This is a genomic window from Pseudomonas sp. MF7453, from assembly GCF_016405455.1.
In the GTDB taxonomy this organism is placed as follows: domain Bacteria; phylum Pseudomonadota; class Gammaproteobacteria; order Pseudomonadales; family Pseudomonadaceae; genus Aquipseudomonas; species Aquipseudomonas paralactis.
Genome location: NZ_JAEKCN010000038.1, coordinates 1 through 18,195, shown reverse-complemented (window position 1 = coordinate 18,195; position 18,195 = coordinate 1). Strand labels below are relative to the sequence as shown.

Below are 18,195 nucleotides of genomic sequence, written 5' to 3'. Positions count from 1 at the left end.
AGTCATAGGGGCTCCGGCACAGCTATAGGTGTAAAAGCGCAAGTATACGGGGCCGCGACTGCCAGCAGTAACTTCAAGCGACAAGCTCGCAGGGCCTAACTGTCACGGCTGTCAGTTTGCCGTCACCGTGCTGACGGTGAAACAGCGCTATAAAGCAGCTTTCCAAACTCAAACGTGCAGTTTGCGCCGGCGTCTCTCCTATGCAGAACAAACGAAACATGGCCCTGATGGTGGGCGCCGCCCTGATACTGGCCGTCGCAGCCTGGGCGTTAACTCGGCCAGCCAAGGCCCGGCTGGCGGCGCCTACCGCGATTCCTGTGCGGGTGGTGAGCGTGACGCAACAGGATGTACCGCGGTTTGTCAGCGGCATCGGCTCGGTGCTGTCGTTGCACAATGTGGTGATTCGCCCGCAGCTCGACGGCATTCTCACCCGGTTGCTGGTCAAGGAAGGCCAGTCGGTGAAGGCCGGTGACCTGCTGGCGACCCTCGATGACCGCTCGATCCGCGCCAGCCTCGACCAGGCCAAGGCGCAACTGGGCGAAAGCCAGGCGCAACTGCAAGTGGCACGGGTCAACCTCAAGCGCTACAAGGAATTGAGCGTCGACGACGGCGTGTCAAAGCAGACCTACGACCAGCAACAGGCGTTGGTGAATCAGCTCCGGGCCACCGTGCAAGGCAATCAGGCCGCGATTGAGGCTGCCAAGGTGCAACTTTCCTACACCCAGATTCGCTCTCCCGTCAGCGGTCGCGTGGGCATTCGCAGCGTGGATGAAGGTAACTTCCTGCGCATGAGCGACGCCCAGGGGCTGTTCTCCGTCACCCAGCTCGACCCGATCGCCGTTGAGTTCTCCCTGCCGCAGCAGATGCTGCCGACCCTGCAGGGCCTGATTGCGGCGCCAACCCCGGCCAGCGTCGACGCCTACCTGGGCGCCGATACCGACGGCGACACCGGCCACCTGCTCGGCGAAGGCCACCTGAGCCTGATCGACAACCAGATCAGCTCCACCACCGGCACCCTGCGGGCCAAGGCCGAGTTCAACAACTCGGCGCAAAAGCTGTGGCCTGGGCAACTGGTGACCATCAAGATCCAGACGGCCCTCGACAAGAATGCTCTGGTGGTGCCGCCGACCGTGGTGCAGCGTGGGCTGGACTCGCATTTCGTGTACCGAGTGAACGGTGATAAAGCAGACGTGGTGCCGGTACAGGTCACCTACCAGAACAGTGAGATCAACATCATCAAGGGCGTGCAGGCCGGGGACGTGCTGGTCAGCGACGGTCAGTCGCGGCTCAAGGCCGGCGCCCAGGTGGAGGTGCTCAAGGAGCCACCACAGGTGATCCAGACCGTTGACGCCACGGTGCAACCATGAGCGGCAGCCGTTCGCCCTCGGCCTGGTGCGTTGATCACCCGGTCGCCACCTTGTTGTTGACGTTTGCCTTGGTACTGCTGGGGGTCATCGCCTTCCCACGCCTGTCCATCGCCCCGTTGCCGGAAGCGGAATTTCCGACGATCCAGGTCACCGCGCAACTGCCCGGTGCCAGCCCGGACACCATGGCTTCATCAGTGGCCACGCCGCTGGAAGTGCAATTCAGTGCCATCCCCGGCGTGACCCAGATGACCTCCAGCAGCGCCTTGGGCTCAAGCCTTTTGACCTTGCAGTTCACCCTGGAAAAAAGCATCGACACCGCCGCCCAGGAAGTCCAGGCCGCGATCAACACCGCCTCCGGCAAGTTGCCCGGCGATATGCCGAGCTTGCCGACCTGGAGAAAGGTCAACCCGGCGGACAGCCCGGTGCTGATCCTCAGCGTCAGCTCAGGCAGCATGCCCAGCACCGAGCTGAGCGACTACGTGGAAACCCTGCTGGCGCGCCAGATCAGCCAGATCGACGGCGTCGGCCAGATCAACATCACCGGCCAGCAACGCCCGGCGATTCGCGTGCAGGCCTCCCCCGACAAACTCGCGGCCATCGGCCTGACCCTTGCCGATATACGCCTGGCCATTCAGCAGTCGAGCCTCAACCTGGCCAAAGGCGCGATCTATGGCGAGAACAGCGTGTCGACTCTGTCGACCAACGACCAACTGTTTCACCCCGAGGAATACGGCCAGTTGATCGTTTCCTACAAAAACGGCGCACCGGTTCAACTGCGCGATATCGCCAAGGTCATCAATGGTTCGGAAAACGCCTACGTGCAAGCCTGGTCCGGCGATACGCCAGGGGTGAACCTGGTGATTTCGCGCCAGCCCGGCGCCAACATTGTCGAAACCGTCGATCGCATCCAGGCCGAACTGCCGCGCCTGCAAGGCATGTTGCCGGCCTCGGTGCAGGTCAGCGTATTGACCGATCGCACCAAGACTATCCGCGCCTCTCTGCATGAAGTGGAAATGACGCTGCTGATCGCCATCCTGCTGGTGGTGGCGGTGATGGCGCTGTTTTTGCGCCAACTCTCGGCGACGTTGATTGTGTCGGCCGTGCTGGGTGTATCGCTGGTGGCCAGTTTCGCCCTGATGTATGTGATGGGGTTCAGCCTGAACAACCTGACCCTGGTGGCCATCGTGATCGCCGTGGGTTTTGTGGTGGACGATGCGATTGTGGTGGTGGAGAACATCCATCGACACCTGGAGGCCGGCCTGAGCCAGCGCGAAGCGGCGATCAAGGGTTCCGGCGAAATCGGCTTTACCGTGGTGTCTATCAGCTTCTCGCTGGTGGCGGCGTTTATTCCACTGCTGTTCATGGGCGGCGTGGTCGGGCGGCTGTTCAAGGAGTTCGCGCTGACGGCCACCTCGACCATCCTGATTTCGGTAGTGGTTTCGCTGACATTGGCACCGACCTTAGCCGCCTTGTTCATGCGTGCCCCTACCCACCCTGCCCACGCCAAACCCACCTTCAGCGAACGCCTGCTGGCCGGCTATGCGCGCAACCTGCGCCGTGCCCTGGCGCACCAACGCAGCATGGCCGCGATCTTCGTGGTAACCCTGGCCCTGGCTGTGGTCGGCTATGTGTTCATTCCCAAGGGATTCTTCCCGGTGCAAGACACCGGTTTCGTGCTCGGCACCAGCGAGGCGGCGGCCGATGTGTCGTACAAGGACATGGTCGCCAAGCACAAGGCCCTGGCGGACATCGTCAAGGCCGACCCCGCGGTGCTGGCGTTTTCCCACTCGGTGGGCGTCACCGGCAGCAACCAGACCATCGCCAACGGGCGCTTCTGGATTGCCCTGAAAGATCGCGGTGATCGCGACGTGTCCGCCAGCCAGTTTATCGACCGCCTGCGCCCGCAGCTGGCGAAGGTGCCTGGTATTGTGCTGTACCTGCGCGCCGGCCAGGACATCAACCTGAGCTCCGGCCCCAGCCGCGCCCAGTACCAATACGTGCTCAAGAGCAACGACGGCCCGACGCTCAACACCTGGACCCAACGCCTCACCGAGAAACTGCGCAGCAACCCGGCGTTTCGCGACCTGTCCAACGACCTGCAACTGGGCGGCAGCATTACCCACATCAGCATCGACCGCCAGGCCGCGGCCCGCTTCGGCCTGACCGCCACCGATGTCGACCAGGCGCTGTACGACGCCTTCGGTCAGCGCCAGATCAACGAGTTTCAGACCGAGATCAATCAGTACCAGGTGATACTCGAACTGGACAGCCAGCAACGCGGCAGGGCCGAAAGCCTCAATTACTTTTACTTGCGCTCGCCGCTGACCAACGAGATGGTGCCGCTGTCGGCATTGGCCAGAGTCGACCCGCCGACCGTCGGGCCGTTGTCTATCAGCCATGACGGCATGTTCCCCGCCGCCAACCTGTCGTTCAACCTGGCGCCCGGCGTGGCCCTGGGCGACGCGGTGATCATGCTCGACCAGGCCAAGAACGACATCGGTATGCCCAGCACCCTGATCGGCAACTTCCAGGGCGCGGCCCAGGCGTTCCAGAGTTCGCTGGCCAGCCAACCATGGCTGATCCTCGCAGCGCTGGTGGCGGTATATATCATCCTGGGTGTGCTGTACGAGAGTTTCGTGCACCCGCTGACGATCATTTCCACCTTGCCCTCGGCGGGCCTGGGTGCGCTGATCATGCTGTGGCTGCTGGGCCAGGATTTTTCGATCATGGCCTTGATCGGCCTGGTGTTGCTGATCGGCATCGTCAAGAAAAACGGCATCCTGATGATCGACTTCGCCCTGGAAGCCCAGCGCGTGCGTGGGCTGACGCCGCAGGATGCGATTTATGAAGCCTGCGTCACACGGTTCCGACCGATCATCATGACTACCCTCGCCGCCCTGCTCGGCGCGGTGCCCTTGATGCTGGGCTCGGGCCCTGGGGCGGAACTGCGCCAACCGCTGGGCATTGCGGTGGTGGGCGGCTTGCTGGTGAGCCAGGCGCTGACGCTGTTCACCACTCCGGTCATATACTTGTACCTCGAACGGCTTTTCCACAGGCCCAAACCAGCGCTGGCGCTGGCGACCACACACTGAGGCGGTCATGCGCGTCCTGATTATTGAAGATGAAGAAAAAACCGCAGACTACCTGCACCGCGGCCTGACGGAGCAAGGCTATACCGTCGACGTGGCACGTGAAGGCGTCGAGGGTCTGCACCTGGCGCTGGAGAATGAGTACGCGGTGATCGTGCTCGATGTGATGTTGCCCGGCCTGGACGGCTTTGGCGTATTGCGAGCGTTGCGCGCCCGCAAGCAGACGCCGGTGATCATGCTCACCGCCCGCGAGCGCGTGGAAGACCGTATCCGCGGCCTGCGCGAAGGCGCCGATGATTACCTGGGCAAGCCGTTTTCGTTCCTTGAATTGGTGGCGCGCCTGCAAGCCCTGACCCGCCGCAGCGGCGGCCATGAGCCGGTGCAGGTCACCGTTGCCGACCTGTGGATTGACTTGATCAGCCGCAAGGCCAGTCGCAACGGTGTACGCCTTGACCTGACCGCCAAGGAGTTCTCGCTGCTCAGCGTGTTGGCGCGACGCCAGGGCGAGATACTGTCCAAGACCGCCATCGCCGAGATGGTCTGGGACATCAATTTCGACAGCGATGCCAACGTGGTGGAAGTGGCGATCAAGCGCTTGCGCGCCAAGCTCGATGGGCCGTTCGAACACAAGCTGCTGCACACCATTCGCGGCATGGGTTATGTGCTGGAGAACCGCATACTGGAAAACCAAAGTGGTCGCTAACTCCATCGCCCTGCGCCTGAGCGGCATGTTTACCCTGGTGGCGCTGCTGATCTTCGTGTTGATCGGCGGCGCGCTGTACCAGCAAGTGGATCGCGGCCTGGGGTTGTTGCCGGGGGCCGAACTGGATGCGCGCTATAGCGTGCTGGAGTCGTCGGTAAACCGCTTCGGCACGCCGGAGCATTGGGTCAAGATAAAGGCCAAGCTCAAGCTACTGGGGGAAGAAGACAAGCGCATTCGATTCTGGGTGGTCAGCAGCGACCCGAGCTATGAATACGGCGACCCGGATGCACAAATCCGCGCCTTTGCACAGGGCCCGGCAGGCAAGCGCGACCTGCGCCTGCCCGGCCACGCTTATCCCTTCAAGGTGCTGGTCAGCCAGTTTGCGGCCAAGGACCAGCGCCCGGCGTTGCGCTTTATGATCGCCATCGACACCGAAAACTTCCGCGCCACTCAGCATCACTTGCTGGTCGCGCTGATCAGCCTGGCGCTGGTCGGTGTGGTGCTGGCCTCGCTGTTGGGCTTCTGGGTTGCGCGTATCGGCCTCAAGCCACTGGAAAAACTCTCCGATGAGGCTCAGAAACTCGCCCCGCCCAAACTCTCCGGGCGCTTGCAACTGTCGCCGCTGCCGCCTGAATTGAGCTTGTTCGTCAATTCGTTCAATGCCACCCTCGACCGTGTGGAGCAAGCCTATTCGCGCCTGGAATCGTTCAACGCCGACGTGGCCCATGAACTGCGCTCGCCGCTGACCAACCTGATCGGCCAGACCCAAGTCGCGCTGACACGCGGGCGTTCGGCCGAGCACTATTTCGAGGTACTGCAATCGAACCTGGAGGAGCTGGAACGGCTGCGCTCGATCATCAACGACATGCTGTTCCTTGCCAGCGCCGACCAGGGCAGCAAAGCCACCAAGCTGATCGAATGCTCCCTGGCCGATGAAGTGGCCACCACCCTCGACTATCTGGATTTTATCCTCGAAGACGCCCAGGTTCAGGTGCGCGTGGACGGCGATGCCCTGGTGCAGATCGAAAAGGCCCACCTGCGGCGTGCGCTGATCAACCTGCTGAGCAATGCCGTGCAACACACCGCACCCGGGCAGATTATCGACGTGCATATCCAGGTGCAGGCACACCAGGTGGCGATTGGCGTGACCAACCCCGGCGATGCGATTGCCAGCGAACACTTGCCACGCCTGTTTGAACGTTTCTACCGCGTGGATGCCTCGCGCAGCAACAGCGGGGCCAATCACGGGCTGGGGCTGGCGATCGTCAAGGCGATTGCGTTGATGCATGGGGGGGATGTGTTTGTGCGCAGTGAGGGCGGTGGCAATACGTTTGGTATCACCCTGCCGGTATAGCTGCGTTCGCTGAACAGTTTACCTTTGCTCTAGCTCGTGCGAGTGCTCAGCACTTCGTCGTGCAATGCGCCGCGCTCGAAATCGCTGATCACCCGGCCGCCCAGGTTGATTTGATGCAGGTGACCGAGGGCGTCGTAGATATAGTTGAGACCCTGTTGGTCACCTCGGATGTCGGTGAAGTTGATCGTCAGCAGGTTGTCGGCAGTGTCATAGGCATACTCGGTGATGCCATCGTCGGTGCGTTTGAGAATCAAGCGGACGAGGGCATCACGTTCGAATTGGTATAGCGGCGGGGTGTAATAATGGGGGATGGCTCCTCGCCAAATAGATAAAATCTTAATCCATTGAAAAATCGAAGTCCGAGACGTCTTTATAATTACTGATTTTTGGCAGAGTGTCTGTTGAGGTAAGTTTTAATTCGTATCCGTAGTTTGACAGTGGCTTCGGCAAGTTAGTGTAACCTGAGATATCCATTCGGTAGCGACCAGGCTTGACTTGTAGGTAGTCATTGTTGTCGAGTTTTTTTTTGTAGTTCTCTAGATAGTTTGTGAAAAAAAACTCATCCCAGTCGATAAGGGCGTTGAGGTCGGCGGCAATTAATATTCCGGAGGTTATTTCTATAGGTAGGTTGGAGTAGTGGCATACTTGGGTTGCACCTTGAGTTATGGGGTTGGCAGGGTGCGCTATAAAAATCGAATACTCCCTTTCGGGGACTTCATAGATTGGAAACACGATACCCATAGTAACGGCTTTTTTTCCAGCTTCTTCATTATTAATAAAAAAGTCGAAAACGTCTTTGAGGTTGGGTTTAAAAAGTTTTAAGTAGCCTGAAAGCTGTATCGGGTCAAATAGAACTATCCCTGGTTCATACAGTGAGATGGTTGCTGCATTTTTCATAGGTCGCATCCTGAGTTTGATTTGGAGTTAGAGTTTTTGCCAACTATTTTTAAGAAAGCTTCTCTGATTGTAATGTTTTTTGCTAAAATTTCACCAGTTCTTGGTATTTTTAACATTCCTTTTTCAGGAAAGCCTTCGTATGCTTTGGCAATTTTGTTGATTAAGGTTTTGGATGTCCCGTCAAATTTTGTACTAAAAGGAACGCCTTGCTTGCTTATTTCTGCGTGAAATTTTTTATGTAGTGTATCGGAACCTTCAACTTTGTTTGGATACCAAGAAGGGGAATCTAGTTTACTTCCTAGCTCAGGATAGCCGTGCGAGTTGGCATGTGCCCTTGGAAACGGATGATGACCCATTCCGTCGTGTTTTAAAGGTTTCCAAAAAGGCATCCAGCCGAGTGGATCAAACCACCCAATCGCGTTCGGCGCATATTGGTAGAGGTTCAGCCCACCCGCCAACCCAATCGGATCCGGCTGGGTAAACCGCCCTACATCCGGATCATAAAACCTGAAGGTGTTGTAGTGCAGCCCGGTTTCGCGGTCAAGGTACTGCCCCTGAAAACGCAGGTTCTGTTCACGCCCTGGCTGCTGATCATGCCATTCGTCCCGCGTCCTGCCCCACGCCTGGTATTCGCTATGCCACACCGTGGTGCCGTCCGTGTCGGTCAGCTGTTCCGGCAGTCCGGCCAGGTTGGTATGGAAGTAGAAGATCGTCTCGCTGCCCGCCTTGCCATCAAGGCGGGCTAGCGGTTCATAGCTGCCCGGATCGGCAAACACGTAAAGGCTGGATCGGCCGTCCTGCACCTCTTCCAACAGCCGCAACCCTTGCCAATGAAACAGCGTGCGATTATTGGGTTCGCTGGCGTCGTCTTTATATACCTGCTTGCTGATACGCCGCCCCAACGGGTCGTAATTGAAAACAATGCGCTGGGCCATTGATCCCTGCTGCTGGCGGATACAGGTCAGCCGGTGTTCCGCGTCGTATTCGAAGTGCTGGATCCGGCTGCTGCCGATGCGCTTTTCGCTCAGCCGCCCAAAGCGGTCATAGCGATAACGTTTGTCCTGATACACATGCACCCGGTTGTGCTTAATCAACCCATTAACCCGGTAGCCATCGAACAGGTTGCCGGCCGCGTCGTAGTTGAGGCTCTCGATGTGCTGGCCCAGCGACGCCGGGCTGTTGCGGTGCACGCTCTGGATTTGCTCGACCGGGTTGTAGCCGTATTGGGCGCTGCCTTGGTAGCTTTTGCCGGTCGATGATTGGTTATGAAAACGCCCGATCAGGCTGTCGTCATTGGCTGCTGGGGTCGGGCGGCTACCGCCAGAACGCTGGGTCTGGGTCAGTATCTCGGCCACCAGATTATCGCTGGCGTCGTACTGGTAGTCCTTCTGCAACAGCGGCAGCACCTCGCGGGCCACCTGCTGATAGTGCAAGGCTTTCTGGCTGAGGCGGCCGCTGCGGTCGTAGCGCGTGCGGGTGTGCAGAGCGCCCTGGGTGCGCAGCACTTCGTCGTGCAGTGCATCTCGCTCGAAATCGCTGATCACCCGGCCACCCAGGTTGATTTGATGCAGGTGGCCGCTGCCGTAGTACAGGTGGTTAAGTTGGCGCTGATCGGGCAGGGTCAGGGTTTGCAGGTTGCCCAGCTCGTCGTAGTCGTACTGCAGAAGGCCGGCGCTGTTGGTCTCACTGAGCAACTGGCCGAGGGCATCGTAGGTGTAGTCGAGCCGCTGCTGGTCACCTCGTATGTCGGTGAAGTTGATCGCCAGCAGGTTGTCGGCATTGTCGTAGGCATACTCGGTGATGCCATCGTCGGTGCGTTTGCGGATCAGGCGGCCGAGGGCGTCACGCTCGAAATGATGTACCAGTGGCCTGTGCGGTTCGGCGCTGTCCTTGCCATCCAGCTCAGGTTCGGCATTCGGCGCGGGGATGTGGTGGATGGCGGTGACATCGTCCAACGGGTTGTACTGGTAGATGCGCCCGCTGCCATCCAGGTCCTGCTGGGCCAGCAGGCGGTCCAGCACGTCCCATTCGAAGCGGTAGCGTTCGCGGTTTTCATTGCTCAAGTGCAGCAGGCGACCATAGGCGTCATAGCCAAATTCGACGCTGTGGCCGAGGGCGTCAACCCGGCGGATTAGCCGGCCACTGTGGTCGTAACGCAGGCGGGTAATGCGCTGGGCCGGGTCGGTATAGGCGGTCAGTTGGCCGGCGGCATCGATATCGTAGCGATCGATGCGCCCGTCCGGGCGATGGCTTTCTATCAGATAACCACGGGCGTCGTAACGGTAATGAGTGTGCTCGCCGCGGGCGTTGATGCTTTCGCACAGGCGTCCGTCGGTGTCGTAGTGGTACAGCGTTTGCGCATTGGAACAGTCGCGATAGCTGAGCAACTGGCCGTGCACGTTCCAACTCAGGTACTTGGTCTTGTCCAGCGTGTCGGTGATGCGTACCACCCGGCCTTCGGGGTCGTATTGGTAGTGGGTCTTGCGGCCCAGAGGATCCGCTTCCCACAACAGATTGCCCTGGTCGTCGTAGCGGGAACGGTATGTGTGCCCGGCAGTGTCGGTGACTTCCACAGGCAAGGCCCAGTGCCGCAGGTAGCGGATGTGTTCGCTACGCCCCAATGGATCGCGCGTCTCTGTCAGGCGGCCAATGTCATCGTAGCTGTAGTGCCTTAGCCACCTTGCTATTTTGCTGATGAGCGGAAAGGGAGGTTGCTGAAGTGGGTGAGTGGTTACAACTCCTGGCAAAGGGCAAGGGTTAGCAAGGGACTACTGCTTTGATATTTTAAACTCTCGGGCGGCCGCATCTACGGAATCGGCGCAGTATTGGATTCCATCAAGCCACCACTTAATGCTTCTTTGTTCAATCAAATTGTGTATGGTTTCAGCGTTCCATGGAATGGTTTTATTGGCGATCCCAGAAAGGTGTAAGTTGATTCGGTGGATCAGTTGAGGGTTGGAATATATGGTGCAATCCTCAAGAGGCCTTCTTCTATCCGCTGGTTCATGTAGTTCTTTATTGTTTTTGTAGAAGATTCCTGAGGTTTTGTAGTCGGGGGAGGCGAACTCTATATCTTCAATATTTGAATCTGCTTGATTGTAGCTGTTGGTGTGAATGGTGGGCCATTTTATTTTTCCAAAATATTTACCAAAGTCTAGCGATACGTGGACTGGATTAAATAATCTATTATTTTTAGAGAGGTTTTGCCGCAAGATTTCATCTCTTGATATATTGAAGTCACCATAGTACTTCGAGAATACTTCCAGCCATGTGACGTAGTGGCTGTTGAGAACTATGCGCCCTACGACAAACCCCCATTTTTTGTGTTTGCAAGCGGGTATGCAAATTATGTCGCCTTCTGAAACTTTCAAAATTGACATTGTTTTTCCTTAGCAGGGGTCATTACTGTCAAGCCTTCCCTTCATTTCATTGTAATGCCGTAAATGGGAGGCGGCTCTCGGATCGGTTCTATTCTTGTCAACGGGCTCTATCACGTTTCCAGGAAACCCTGTTTTGGTTTTGTAATGTTCCCTAAATGCTTGTTCGTACCCTTTGGATTGGCTGTAGGTTAGGCTGCCGGGATTGCCACTTAGCGATTTAATGGTTGTCCCATTTGTAGCACGGTTCTTATAAATATGCTCGCCGAGGCGATCCTTCATTGTTTGACCTGTGTGACCTACATAGTACGGATTTTTTTCTCCTGGATTATATAAGCCGTAAGTAGTGTATCCAGGCTTGTCTAGTGGAATTTCAGCCCAGCCCAGTGGATCAATATGACGCAGCGGATTAGGGGCATAGGTGTAGAGATTGATGCCTCCTTCTAACCCAATCGGATCCGGCTGGGTAAACCGCCCCACATCCGGATCAAAAAACCTGAAGGTGTTGTAGTGCAGCCCGGTTTCGCGGTCAAGGTACTGCCCTTGAAAACGTAGGTTCTGCTCACGTCCCGGTTGTTGATCATGCCACTCATCCCGCGTCCTGCCCCAGGCCAGGTACTCGCTGTGCCACACCGTGGTGCCGTCCGTGTCGGTCAGTTGTTCCGGCAGCCCGGCCAGGTTGGTGTGGAAGTAGAAGACCGCCTCGCTGCCCGGCTTGCCGTCGACCCGTGCTAGCGGTTCATAGCTGTCCGGATCGGCATACACATACAGGCTGGGCCTACCGTCCTGCACCTCTCCAAGTAGCCGCAAGCCTTGCCAGTGGAACAGGATGCGATTATTGGGTTCGCTGGCATCGTTGTTGTACACCTGCTTGCTGATGCGTCGCCCCAACGGGTCGTAATTGAAAACAATGCGCTGGGCCATTGATCCCTGCTGCTGGCGGATACAGGTCAGCCGGTGTTCCGCGTCGTATTCGAAGTGCTGGATGCGGCTGCTGCCACTGCGCTTTTCGCTCAGCCGCCCAAAGCGGTCATAGCGATAACGTTTGTCCTGATACACATGTACGCGGTTGTGCTTGATCAGGCCGTTGACTCGGTAGCCATCGAACAGGTTGCCGGCCGCGTCGTAGTTGAGGCTCTCGATAGACGGGCCCCGGTGCACGCTCTGGATTTGCTCGACGGGGTTGTAGCCGTACTGTGCACTGCCTTGATAGGACTTGCCGGTCGATGATTGGTTGTGAAATCGCCCGATCAGGTTGTCGTCATTGGCTGCCGTGGTCGGGCGGCTACCGCCAGGACGCTGGGTCTGGGTCAGTATCTCGGCCACCAGATTATCGCTGGCGTCATACTGGTAGTCCTTCTGCAACAGCGGCAGCACCTCACGGGCCACCTGCTGGTAGTGCAGGGTTTTCTGGCTGAGGCGGCCGCTGCGGTCGTAGCGCGTGCGGGTCAGCAGACTGCCCTGGGTACGCAAGACCTCGTCATGCAGTTGGTCGCGTTCGAAATCGCTGATCACCCGGCCGCCCAGGTTGATTTGATGCAGGTGGCCGCTGCCGTAGTACAGGTGGTTAAGTTGGCGCTGATCGGGCAGGGTCAGGGTTTGCAGGTTGCCTAGCTCGTCGTAGTCGTACTGCAGCAGGCCGGCGCTGTTGGTTTCGCTGAGCAGTTGGCCGAGGGCATCGTAGCTGTAGTCGAGCCGCTGCTGGTCACCTCGTATGTCGGTGAAGTTGATCGCCAGCAGGTTGTCGGCATTGTCGTAGGCATACTCGGTGATGCCATCGTCGGTGCGTTTGCGGATCAGGCGGCCGAGGGCGTCACGCTCGAAATGATGTACCAGTGGCCTGTGCGGTTCGGCGCTGTCCTTGCCATCCAGCTCAGGTTCGGCATTCGGCGCGGGGATGTGGTGGATGGCGGTGACATCGTCCAACGGGTTGTACTGGTAGATGCGCCCGCTGCCATCCAGGTCCTGCTGGGCCAGCAGGCGGTCCAGCACGTCCCATTCGAAGCGGTAGCGTTCGCGGTTTTCATTGCTCAAGTGCAGCAGGCGGCCATAGGCGTCGTAGCCAAACTCGACACTGTGGCCGAGGGCGTCAATCCGGCGGATTAGCCGGCCACTGTGGTCGTAACGCAGGCGGGTGATGCGCTGGGCCGGGTCGGTATAGGCGGTCAGTTGGCCGGCGGCATCGATATCGTAGCGATCGATGCGCCCGTCCGGGCGCTGGCTTTCTATCAGATAACCACGGGCGTCGTAACGGTAATGAGTGTGCTCGCCGCGGGCGTTGATGCTTTCGCACAGGCGTCCGTCGGTGTCGTAGTGGTACAGCGTTTGCGCATTGGAACAGTCGCGATAGCTGAGCAACTGGCCGTGCACGTTCCAACTCAGGTACTTGGTCTTGTCCAGCGTGTCGGTGATGCGTACCACCCGGCCTTCGGGGTCGTATTGGTAGTGGGTCTTGCGGCCCAGCGGATCCGCTTCCCACAACAGATTGCCCTGGGCGTCGTAGCGGGAACGGTATGTGTGCCCGGCAGTGTCGGTGACTTCCACCGGCAATGCCCAGTGCCGCAGGTAGCGGATGTGTTCGCTACGCCCCAATGGATCGCGCGTCTCTGTCAGGCGGCCAATGTCATCGTAACTGTAGTGCCATTCACCGCCCTGTGGATCGACACTCTTCATTAATTGACCGGCGATGATTTCCTCTTGCCAGCAATTGCCGAGGGGGTCGATGTGTTTGTAGATCTCGTAGAACGGGCCCCAATAGTAATGGTCCTGACGACCGAGGTTGTCGGTGACGTGGGTCTCGCCCCGTTCCAGGTCGTATTCGAATCGATACTCTTCCCCATCGCTGCCCCAGTGGCGGGTGACGCGCCATTCGTGGTCGGGTTGTGGCTCCAATAGTGGCGGAAGTTGGTACCCGGTGCCGTCTGCACGCTTGGGTGTGGGGCGGTTCTTGGGGATGGCAAAGCGTGCCCATTCGTACTCGCGAACGGCGCCACTGGCGACCTGATGGCTGTTCAGGTAGCCCTCGGCGGTGTAGGTGAAGCGGCGGACCACGTGGTCGGTCGCGTCCAACACTTCATGCAACTGGCCACTGCGTGTGTAGCGATAGCTGGCCAGCGTCTTGTTGCGCTCGATGCTGGGGTTTTCGCCGGCCTTCAGGAATACACGGGACGCTTTGCCGACACGCTTGGGGTGTTGTTGATCGTAGTGAAGCTGTACTACGGTTTGGCTGTACTTGTCGACGAGGAAGTGCAGGCGGCCCTGTTCGTCGTACAACATGTCGAGGACGTTGAGGTTGCGGTCGCCCAAGCGGATCAGTCGCGAGCGTTGCGGGTTATGCGGATCAGACTGGAAAACCTGATAACGCCCTGCGTAGATGTCTTCGACAACGGTCCGACCATCCTCTAGCGGGAAGAAGGCCAAGCCATCGATGGCACTGACGAACGCATTGCCGGCTATGAGTTGGCCGAGTTCCAGGCGGTTGCCTGTCTCGTCGACGTAGATCCATAGCTCGCCGCCGTGGGGATGCGGGACACGAGCGATTTCCACCTCATAGGGAACGCTCCAGCCCCGACCGAAAATACCGTCGGTTCGGGAGTCGTTGCTGTCGTAGCTTCGGGCCCAATCGATGCCCAGCAACCCAGGTAGGCTGAAGTCGACGTCTTCTGCACCGTAGAGGATTTTGCTGCCGGTGGAGATAAGTACAGGTCTGCCTTTTAACGGACAGATGATGGAGTCGTTTTTTTTCGCTTTTGGGGAGCGACGAGGGCGAGCCCCCATTCGTCTGGATATAAGCAGTGCCGCAACAATCCCCGCGATCTGCGCAGTCTTGCTTTTGCCATTGTGAATGTTCCGAACCGTCACTGTTCCGCCGCCAATACGCACATTGGGAGAGACGTTTGCGTTCACATCGATGGTGGCATCGCAGGTGGCCTTATCTCCCGAGCGTGCCGCCGGCCGACTATTGATCTGCACCTTGTCTGAGCCCTGTGCGATGTAGGTCTCAGGCATGGGGGGATGACGGGTGCAGGTGATCTTGTCTTCTTCCTTGGGGGTGAACCCCGGGGCTGCTGGTGTTGTTACTGGTGGGTTGAATATCTGATGAACCGTGTCAAAGAAGTCTTTGACCAACTTGAAGGGTGGAAATGCAAATCCCAGAGCTGTTTGGGCTATCGCACTTACGTTCTCCAGAACGGAAGGCTCCTCGCCTTTTTCCTCTTCTCCAGACCCATTGGGGGAACTGACCGCCGCAGCGCGAGCGGCGGGTTTGCCATTGATAAAGGTATTTTTGGAGCCGCTTTTGATTTCGCCATAGACGTCCGGTGAGTCTATTGCGTTGCCAATTGAATCGCTAAAGTCAGAGATGGCGTCACCGATACTTCGATCCTCGCCTATGGGAATCGAACTCATGGCGCCTACCGCAGCGCCTGCCGCTATTCCGATGGCGAAGCCGAGCGCGCCACCCGTGAAGGCGGTGCCCGCGACGGCAAGGCCAATAGCCGCAGTCACCGCCAACGCAGCTGCCGCATAGATGAAAGTTTCCACTGCTGCGCTGATCAATTCGGCGAGGAGTATTGGCGGGTACTGAATCCGTTTGCTACACCTAAATCTATTTAGATAAGTCGATCGGGCTATTCGAGTTCAAAATAACTCTCCATAAAGTCATTGAAGCTTTTCCATTGAGGCTGCAAGTTCCCCGCCGTAAAGTCTTCAAGGGACTGCCCCAGCGATATTTTTGTGACCGTACCATTCTTGATGTTGTAAAAATAGCCGAACTCACCCTCAAAGCTATCCAGAGGGATATGTTCTGGTGTTAGGTTAAGAGCGCTTTGTGCACTCTTGATGTTTGACTCAAAGTCGGTGTTTTTTGAAAACCAGCAGACTTGATATATTTCTTTTCCGTTATGGATGAAAGTCGGGCCGTCTTCAACGTGAAGGTAAAATTCACCAAAGTCACTTGATGTCGAAATCCCTATTTTTTGTAGCTCTAGTTCGTAATCTGAACTACTCTCATCGAACCACCAGCCATTTTTCTTACAGAAGTCGATCAGTTTCTTGGAAAGCATAATTTATTCGAATGTTTTATCCGTAGCGTAGAGCAGGACTTGGCCCTCTCAGCGGCTAGTCCTGCTTTCAGTGAGCTTGGCCTCAATATCAAGTGTGGTTCGGTATCCAGAATAGGTTTTTTCCTCCGGAGGCAATGATTTTTTCGATTAGTTCAGTGAATGACTTTGCTATCAGTGTGCTTTCATCTGCCGTAGGATAACTATCCCAAAACGAGTCGTAGCAATAGCCAAAATGCGGACCTTGAGTCAGATCAATTGAAATGATCTGATCCTCACATCGTACTAGTGCATACCAGTTAGCTGAGTCTGGGTCTTCTAAATCTTCCTTCATGACGACGAAGTCGGAACGCTCAAGCTCAGGTGGCTGAATCGTGAAGCTGTAATGTTCCCGGGGATAGAAAATGGCACTGCTATAATTCTTATAAAATTCGGCCAAGTCATTAGGGACGGGTTTCGTTGGAAAACCAGTAGAAGGCACTGTCACGCAGTCTGAGTTTTCTATTATGTCAACTATTTTAGTCAGGCTCATATTTCGCATACCTTGCGTAAGTAGTTTTTCATCGCTTTGTTGTACAAGATGCGCGCAGCCTTCGGAAATCCTTTAGCTTCTGCTGCTGCAAACATTTTGTTGGAGAGTCTGAGTATTTCGAATTTTGAAACGCTCTTCCAGTCGAAACCGTTAAAGCCTCGTTTCCCGGTTTTTTTCTGAATCCAATCTTTAGCAACATCTTTGGTCGCAGTGTGCTGGTCTTCAGTCATCACTACGGTTGGAGTCTGGCCGTTTCGAGATGCGTATCCTTTGATGTTGTGCTTGGACCATGCATCCAGTATCCCATGATGTTTCTCGAAGCCCGGCGCTCTTTTCCCATAGTCAATTACGTCGCCCGGTTCAACCGGAGCCCAACCCAACGGGTCGACCCAACCAATCGCGTTCGGCGCGTACTGATAGAGGTTCAATCCGCCCGCCAACCCAATCGGATCCGGCTGGGTAAACCGCCCCACATCCGGATCAAAAAACCTGAAGGTGTTGTAGTGCAGCCCGGTTTCGCGGTCAAGGTACTGGCCCTGAAAACGCAGGTTCTGCTCACCTCCCGCCTGCCGATCATGCCATTCGTCCCGCGTTCTGCCCCAAGCCAGGTATTCGCTGTGCCACACCGTGTGGCCGTCGGTGTCAGTAATCTGTTCCGGCAGCCCGGCGAGGTTGGTGTGAAAGTAGTAGATAGCCTCGCTCCCTGGCTTGCCGTCGACGCGTGCCAGTGGTTCGTAACTTCCCGGATCGGCATACACGTACAGGCTGGGCCTACCGTCCTGCACCTCTCCAAGTAGCCGCAAGCCTTGCCAGTGGAACAGGGTGCGATTATTGGGTTCGCTGGCATCGTTGTTGTACACCCGCTTGCTGATGCGTCGCCCCAACGGGTCGTAATTGAAAACAATGCGCTGGGCCATTGATCCCTGCTGCTGGCGGATACAGGTCAGCCGGTGTTCCGCGTCGTATTCGAAGTGCTGGATCCGGCTGCTGCCGATGCGCTTTTCGCTCAGCCGCCCAAAGCGGTCATAGCGATAACGTTTGTCCTGATACACATGTACGCGGTTGTGCTTGATCAGGCCGTTGACTCGGTAGCCGTCGAACAGGTTGCCGGCTGGGTCGTAGTTGAGGCTCTCGATGTGCTGGCCCAGCAACCCAGGGCTGCTGCGGTGCACGCTCTGGATTTGCTCGACGGGGTTGTAGCCGTATTGGGCACTGCCTTGATAGGACCTGCCGGTCGAGGACTGGTTATGAAAGCGCCCGATCAGGCTGTCGTCATTGGCTGCCGGGGTCGGGCGATTAGCGCCTGGGCGCTGGGTCTGGGTCAGTATCTCGGCCACCAGGTTGTCACTGGCGTCATACTGGTAGTCCTTCTGCAACAGCGGCAGCACCTCGCGGGCCACCTGCTGATAGTGCAAGGCTTTCTGGCTGAGGCGGCCGCTGCGGTCGTAGCGCGTGCGGGTCAGCAGACTGCCCTGGGTGCGCAGCACTTCGTCGTGCAGTGCATCTCGCTCGAAATCGCTGATCACCCGGCCACCCAGGTTGATTTGATGCAGGTGGCCGCTGCCGTAGTACAGGTGGTTAAGTTGGCGCTGGTCGGGCAGGGTCAGGGTTTGCAGGTTGCCCAGTTCATCGTAGTCGTACTGCAAAAGGCCGGCGCTGTTGGTCTCGCTAAGCAACTGACCGAGGGCGTCGTAGCTGTAGTCGAGCCGCTGCTGGTCACCTCGTATGTCGGTGAAGTTGATCGCCAGCAGGTTGTCGGCATTGTCGTAGGCATACTCGGTGATGCCATCGTCGGTGCGTTTGCGGATCAGGCGGC

12 protein-coding genes are annotated in these 18,195 nt (G+C 57.5%); 4 read left to right on the top strand and 8 right to left on the bottom strand.

The window, feature by feature from the left end:
- The first annotated feature begins 200 nt into the window (after positions 1 to 200).
- Genes JFT63_RS29115 through JFT63_RS29100 form a run of 4 tightly spaced genes read left to right on the top strand, consistent with a single transcriptional unit; the run spans position 201 to position 6,513 of the window.
- Complete coding sequence (locus JFT63_RS29115) at positions 201 to 1,367, top strand: efflux RND transporter periplasmic adaptor subunit (protein ID WP_198845298.1); 1,167 nt, start codon at positions 201 to 203, stop codon at positions 1,365 to 1,367.
- Positions 1,364 to 4,459 carry a multidrug efflux RND transporter permease subunit gene (locus tag JFT63_RS29110; protein WP_198845297.1) on the top strand — a complete coding sequence of 1,032 codons (3,096 nt, stop codon included), beginning with the start codon at positions 1,364 to 1,366 and terminating at the stop codon, positions 4,457 to 4,459. Before JFT63_RS29115 ends, JFT63_RS29110 begins: the two co-directional genes overlap by 4 nt.
- 7 nt (positions 4,460 to 4,466) lie before the next feature.
- Positions 4,467 to 5,159: a heavy metal response regulator transcription factor gene (locus JFT63_RS29105; protein WP_057701544.1), complete on the top strand. Its 693-nt coding sequence runs from the start codon at positions 4,467 to 4,469 to the stop codon at positions 5,157 to 5,159.
- Positions 5,149 to 6,513: a heavy metal sensor histidine kinase gene (locus JFT63_RS29100; protein WP_198845296.1), complete on the top strand. Its 1,365-nt coding sequence runs from the start codon at positions 5,149 to 5,151 to the stop codon at positions 6,511 to 6,513. Before JFT63_RS29105 ends, JFT63_RS29100 begins: the two co-directional genes overlap by 11 nt.
- A 29-nt stretch (positions 6,514 to 6,542) precedes the next feature.
- On the opposite strand, the gene JFT63_RS29845 is transcribed toward JFT63_RS29100, so the two are convergent.
- The 8 genes from JFT63_RS29845 to JFT63_RS29060 all read right to left on the bottom strand — a co-directional run.
- On the bottom strand, positions 6,543 to 6,767 hold the full coding sequence (locus JFT63_RS29845) for a hypothetical protein (RefSeq protein WP_233102443.1): 225 nt from the start codon (positions 6,765 to 6,767) through the stop codon (positions 6,543 to 6,545).
- An 82-nt stretch (positions 6,768 to 6,849) separates the two neighbouring features.
- A complete protein-coding gene (locus JFT63_RS29090) occupies positions 6,850 to 7,410 on the bottom strand; it encodes a hypothetical protein (RefSeq protein ID WP_034126345.1) in 561 nt (186 codons plus the stop codon).
- Positions 7,407 to 9,983, bottom strand: a complete 2,577-nt coding sequence (locus JFT63_RS29085) for an RHS repeat-associated core domain-containing protein (protein WP_332875294.1) — start codon at positions 9,981 to 9,983, stop codon at positions 7,407 to 7,409. Before JFT63_RS29085 ends, JFT63_RS29090 begins: the two co-directional genes overlap by 4 nt.
- A 195-nt stretch (positions 9,984 to 10,178) precedes the next feature.
- The gene (locus JFT63_RS29080; RefSeq protein WP_198845294.1) at positions 10,179 to 10,790 is read right to left on the bottom strand and encodes an Imm26 family immunity protein; all 612 of its coding nucleotides are present in this window, start codon (positions 10,788 to 10,790) and stop codon (positions 10,179 to 10,181) included.
- Positions 10,791 to 10,799: 9 nt separating this feature from the next.
- Positions 10,800 to 15,359: an RHS repeat-associated core domain-containing protein gene (locus tag JFT63_RS29075; protein ID WP_332875295.1), complete on the bottom strand. Its 4,560-nt coding sequence runs from the start codon at positions 15,357 to 15,359 to the stop codon at positions 10,800 to 10,802.
- Positions 15,360 to 15,415: 56 nt separating this feature from the next.
- Positions 15,416 to 15,850, bottom strand: a complete 435-nt coding sequence (locus tag JFT63_RS29070; protein ID WP_198845293.1) for a hypothetical protein — start codon at positions 15,848 to 15,850, stop codon at positions 15,416 to 15,418.
- Between the two features lie 88 nt (positions 15,851 to 15,938).
- Positions 15,939 to 16,379, bottom strand: coding sequence for a hypothetical protein (locus JFT63_RS29065; protein ID WP_198845292.1), 441 nt, complete (start codon positions 16,377 to 16,379; stop codon positions 15,939 to 15,941).
- Positions 16,376 to 18,195: RHS repeat-associated core domain-containing protein (locus tag JFT63_RS29060; RefSeq protein ID WP_198845291.1), on the bottom strand; the 1,820-nt coding region annotated here is incomplete at its 5' end. The genes JFT63_RS29065 and JFT63_RS29060, both read right to left, overlap by 4 nt.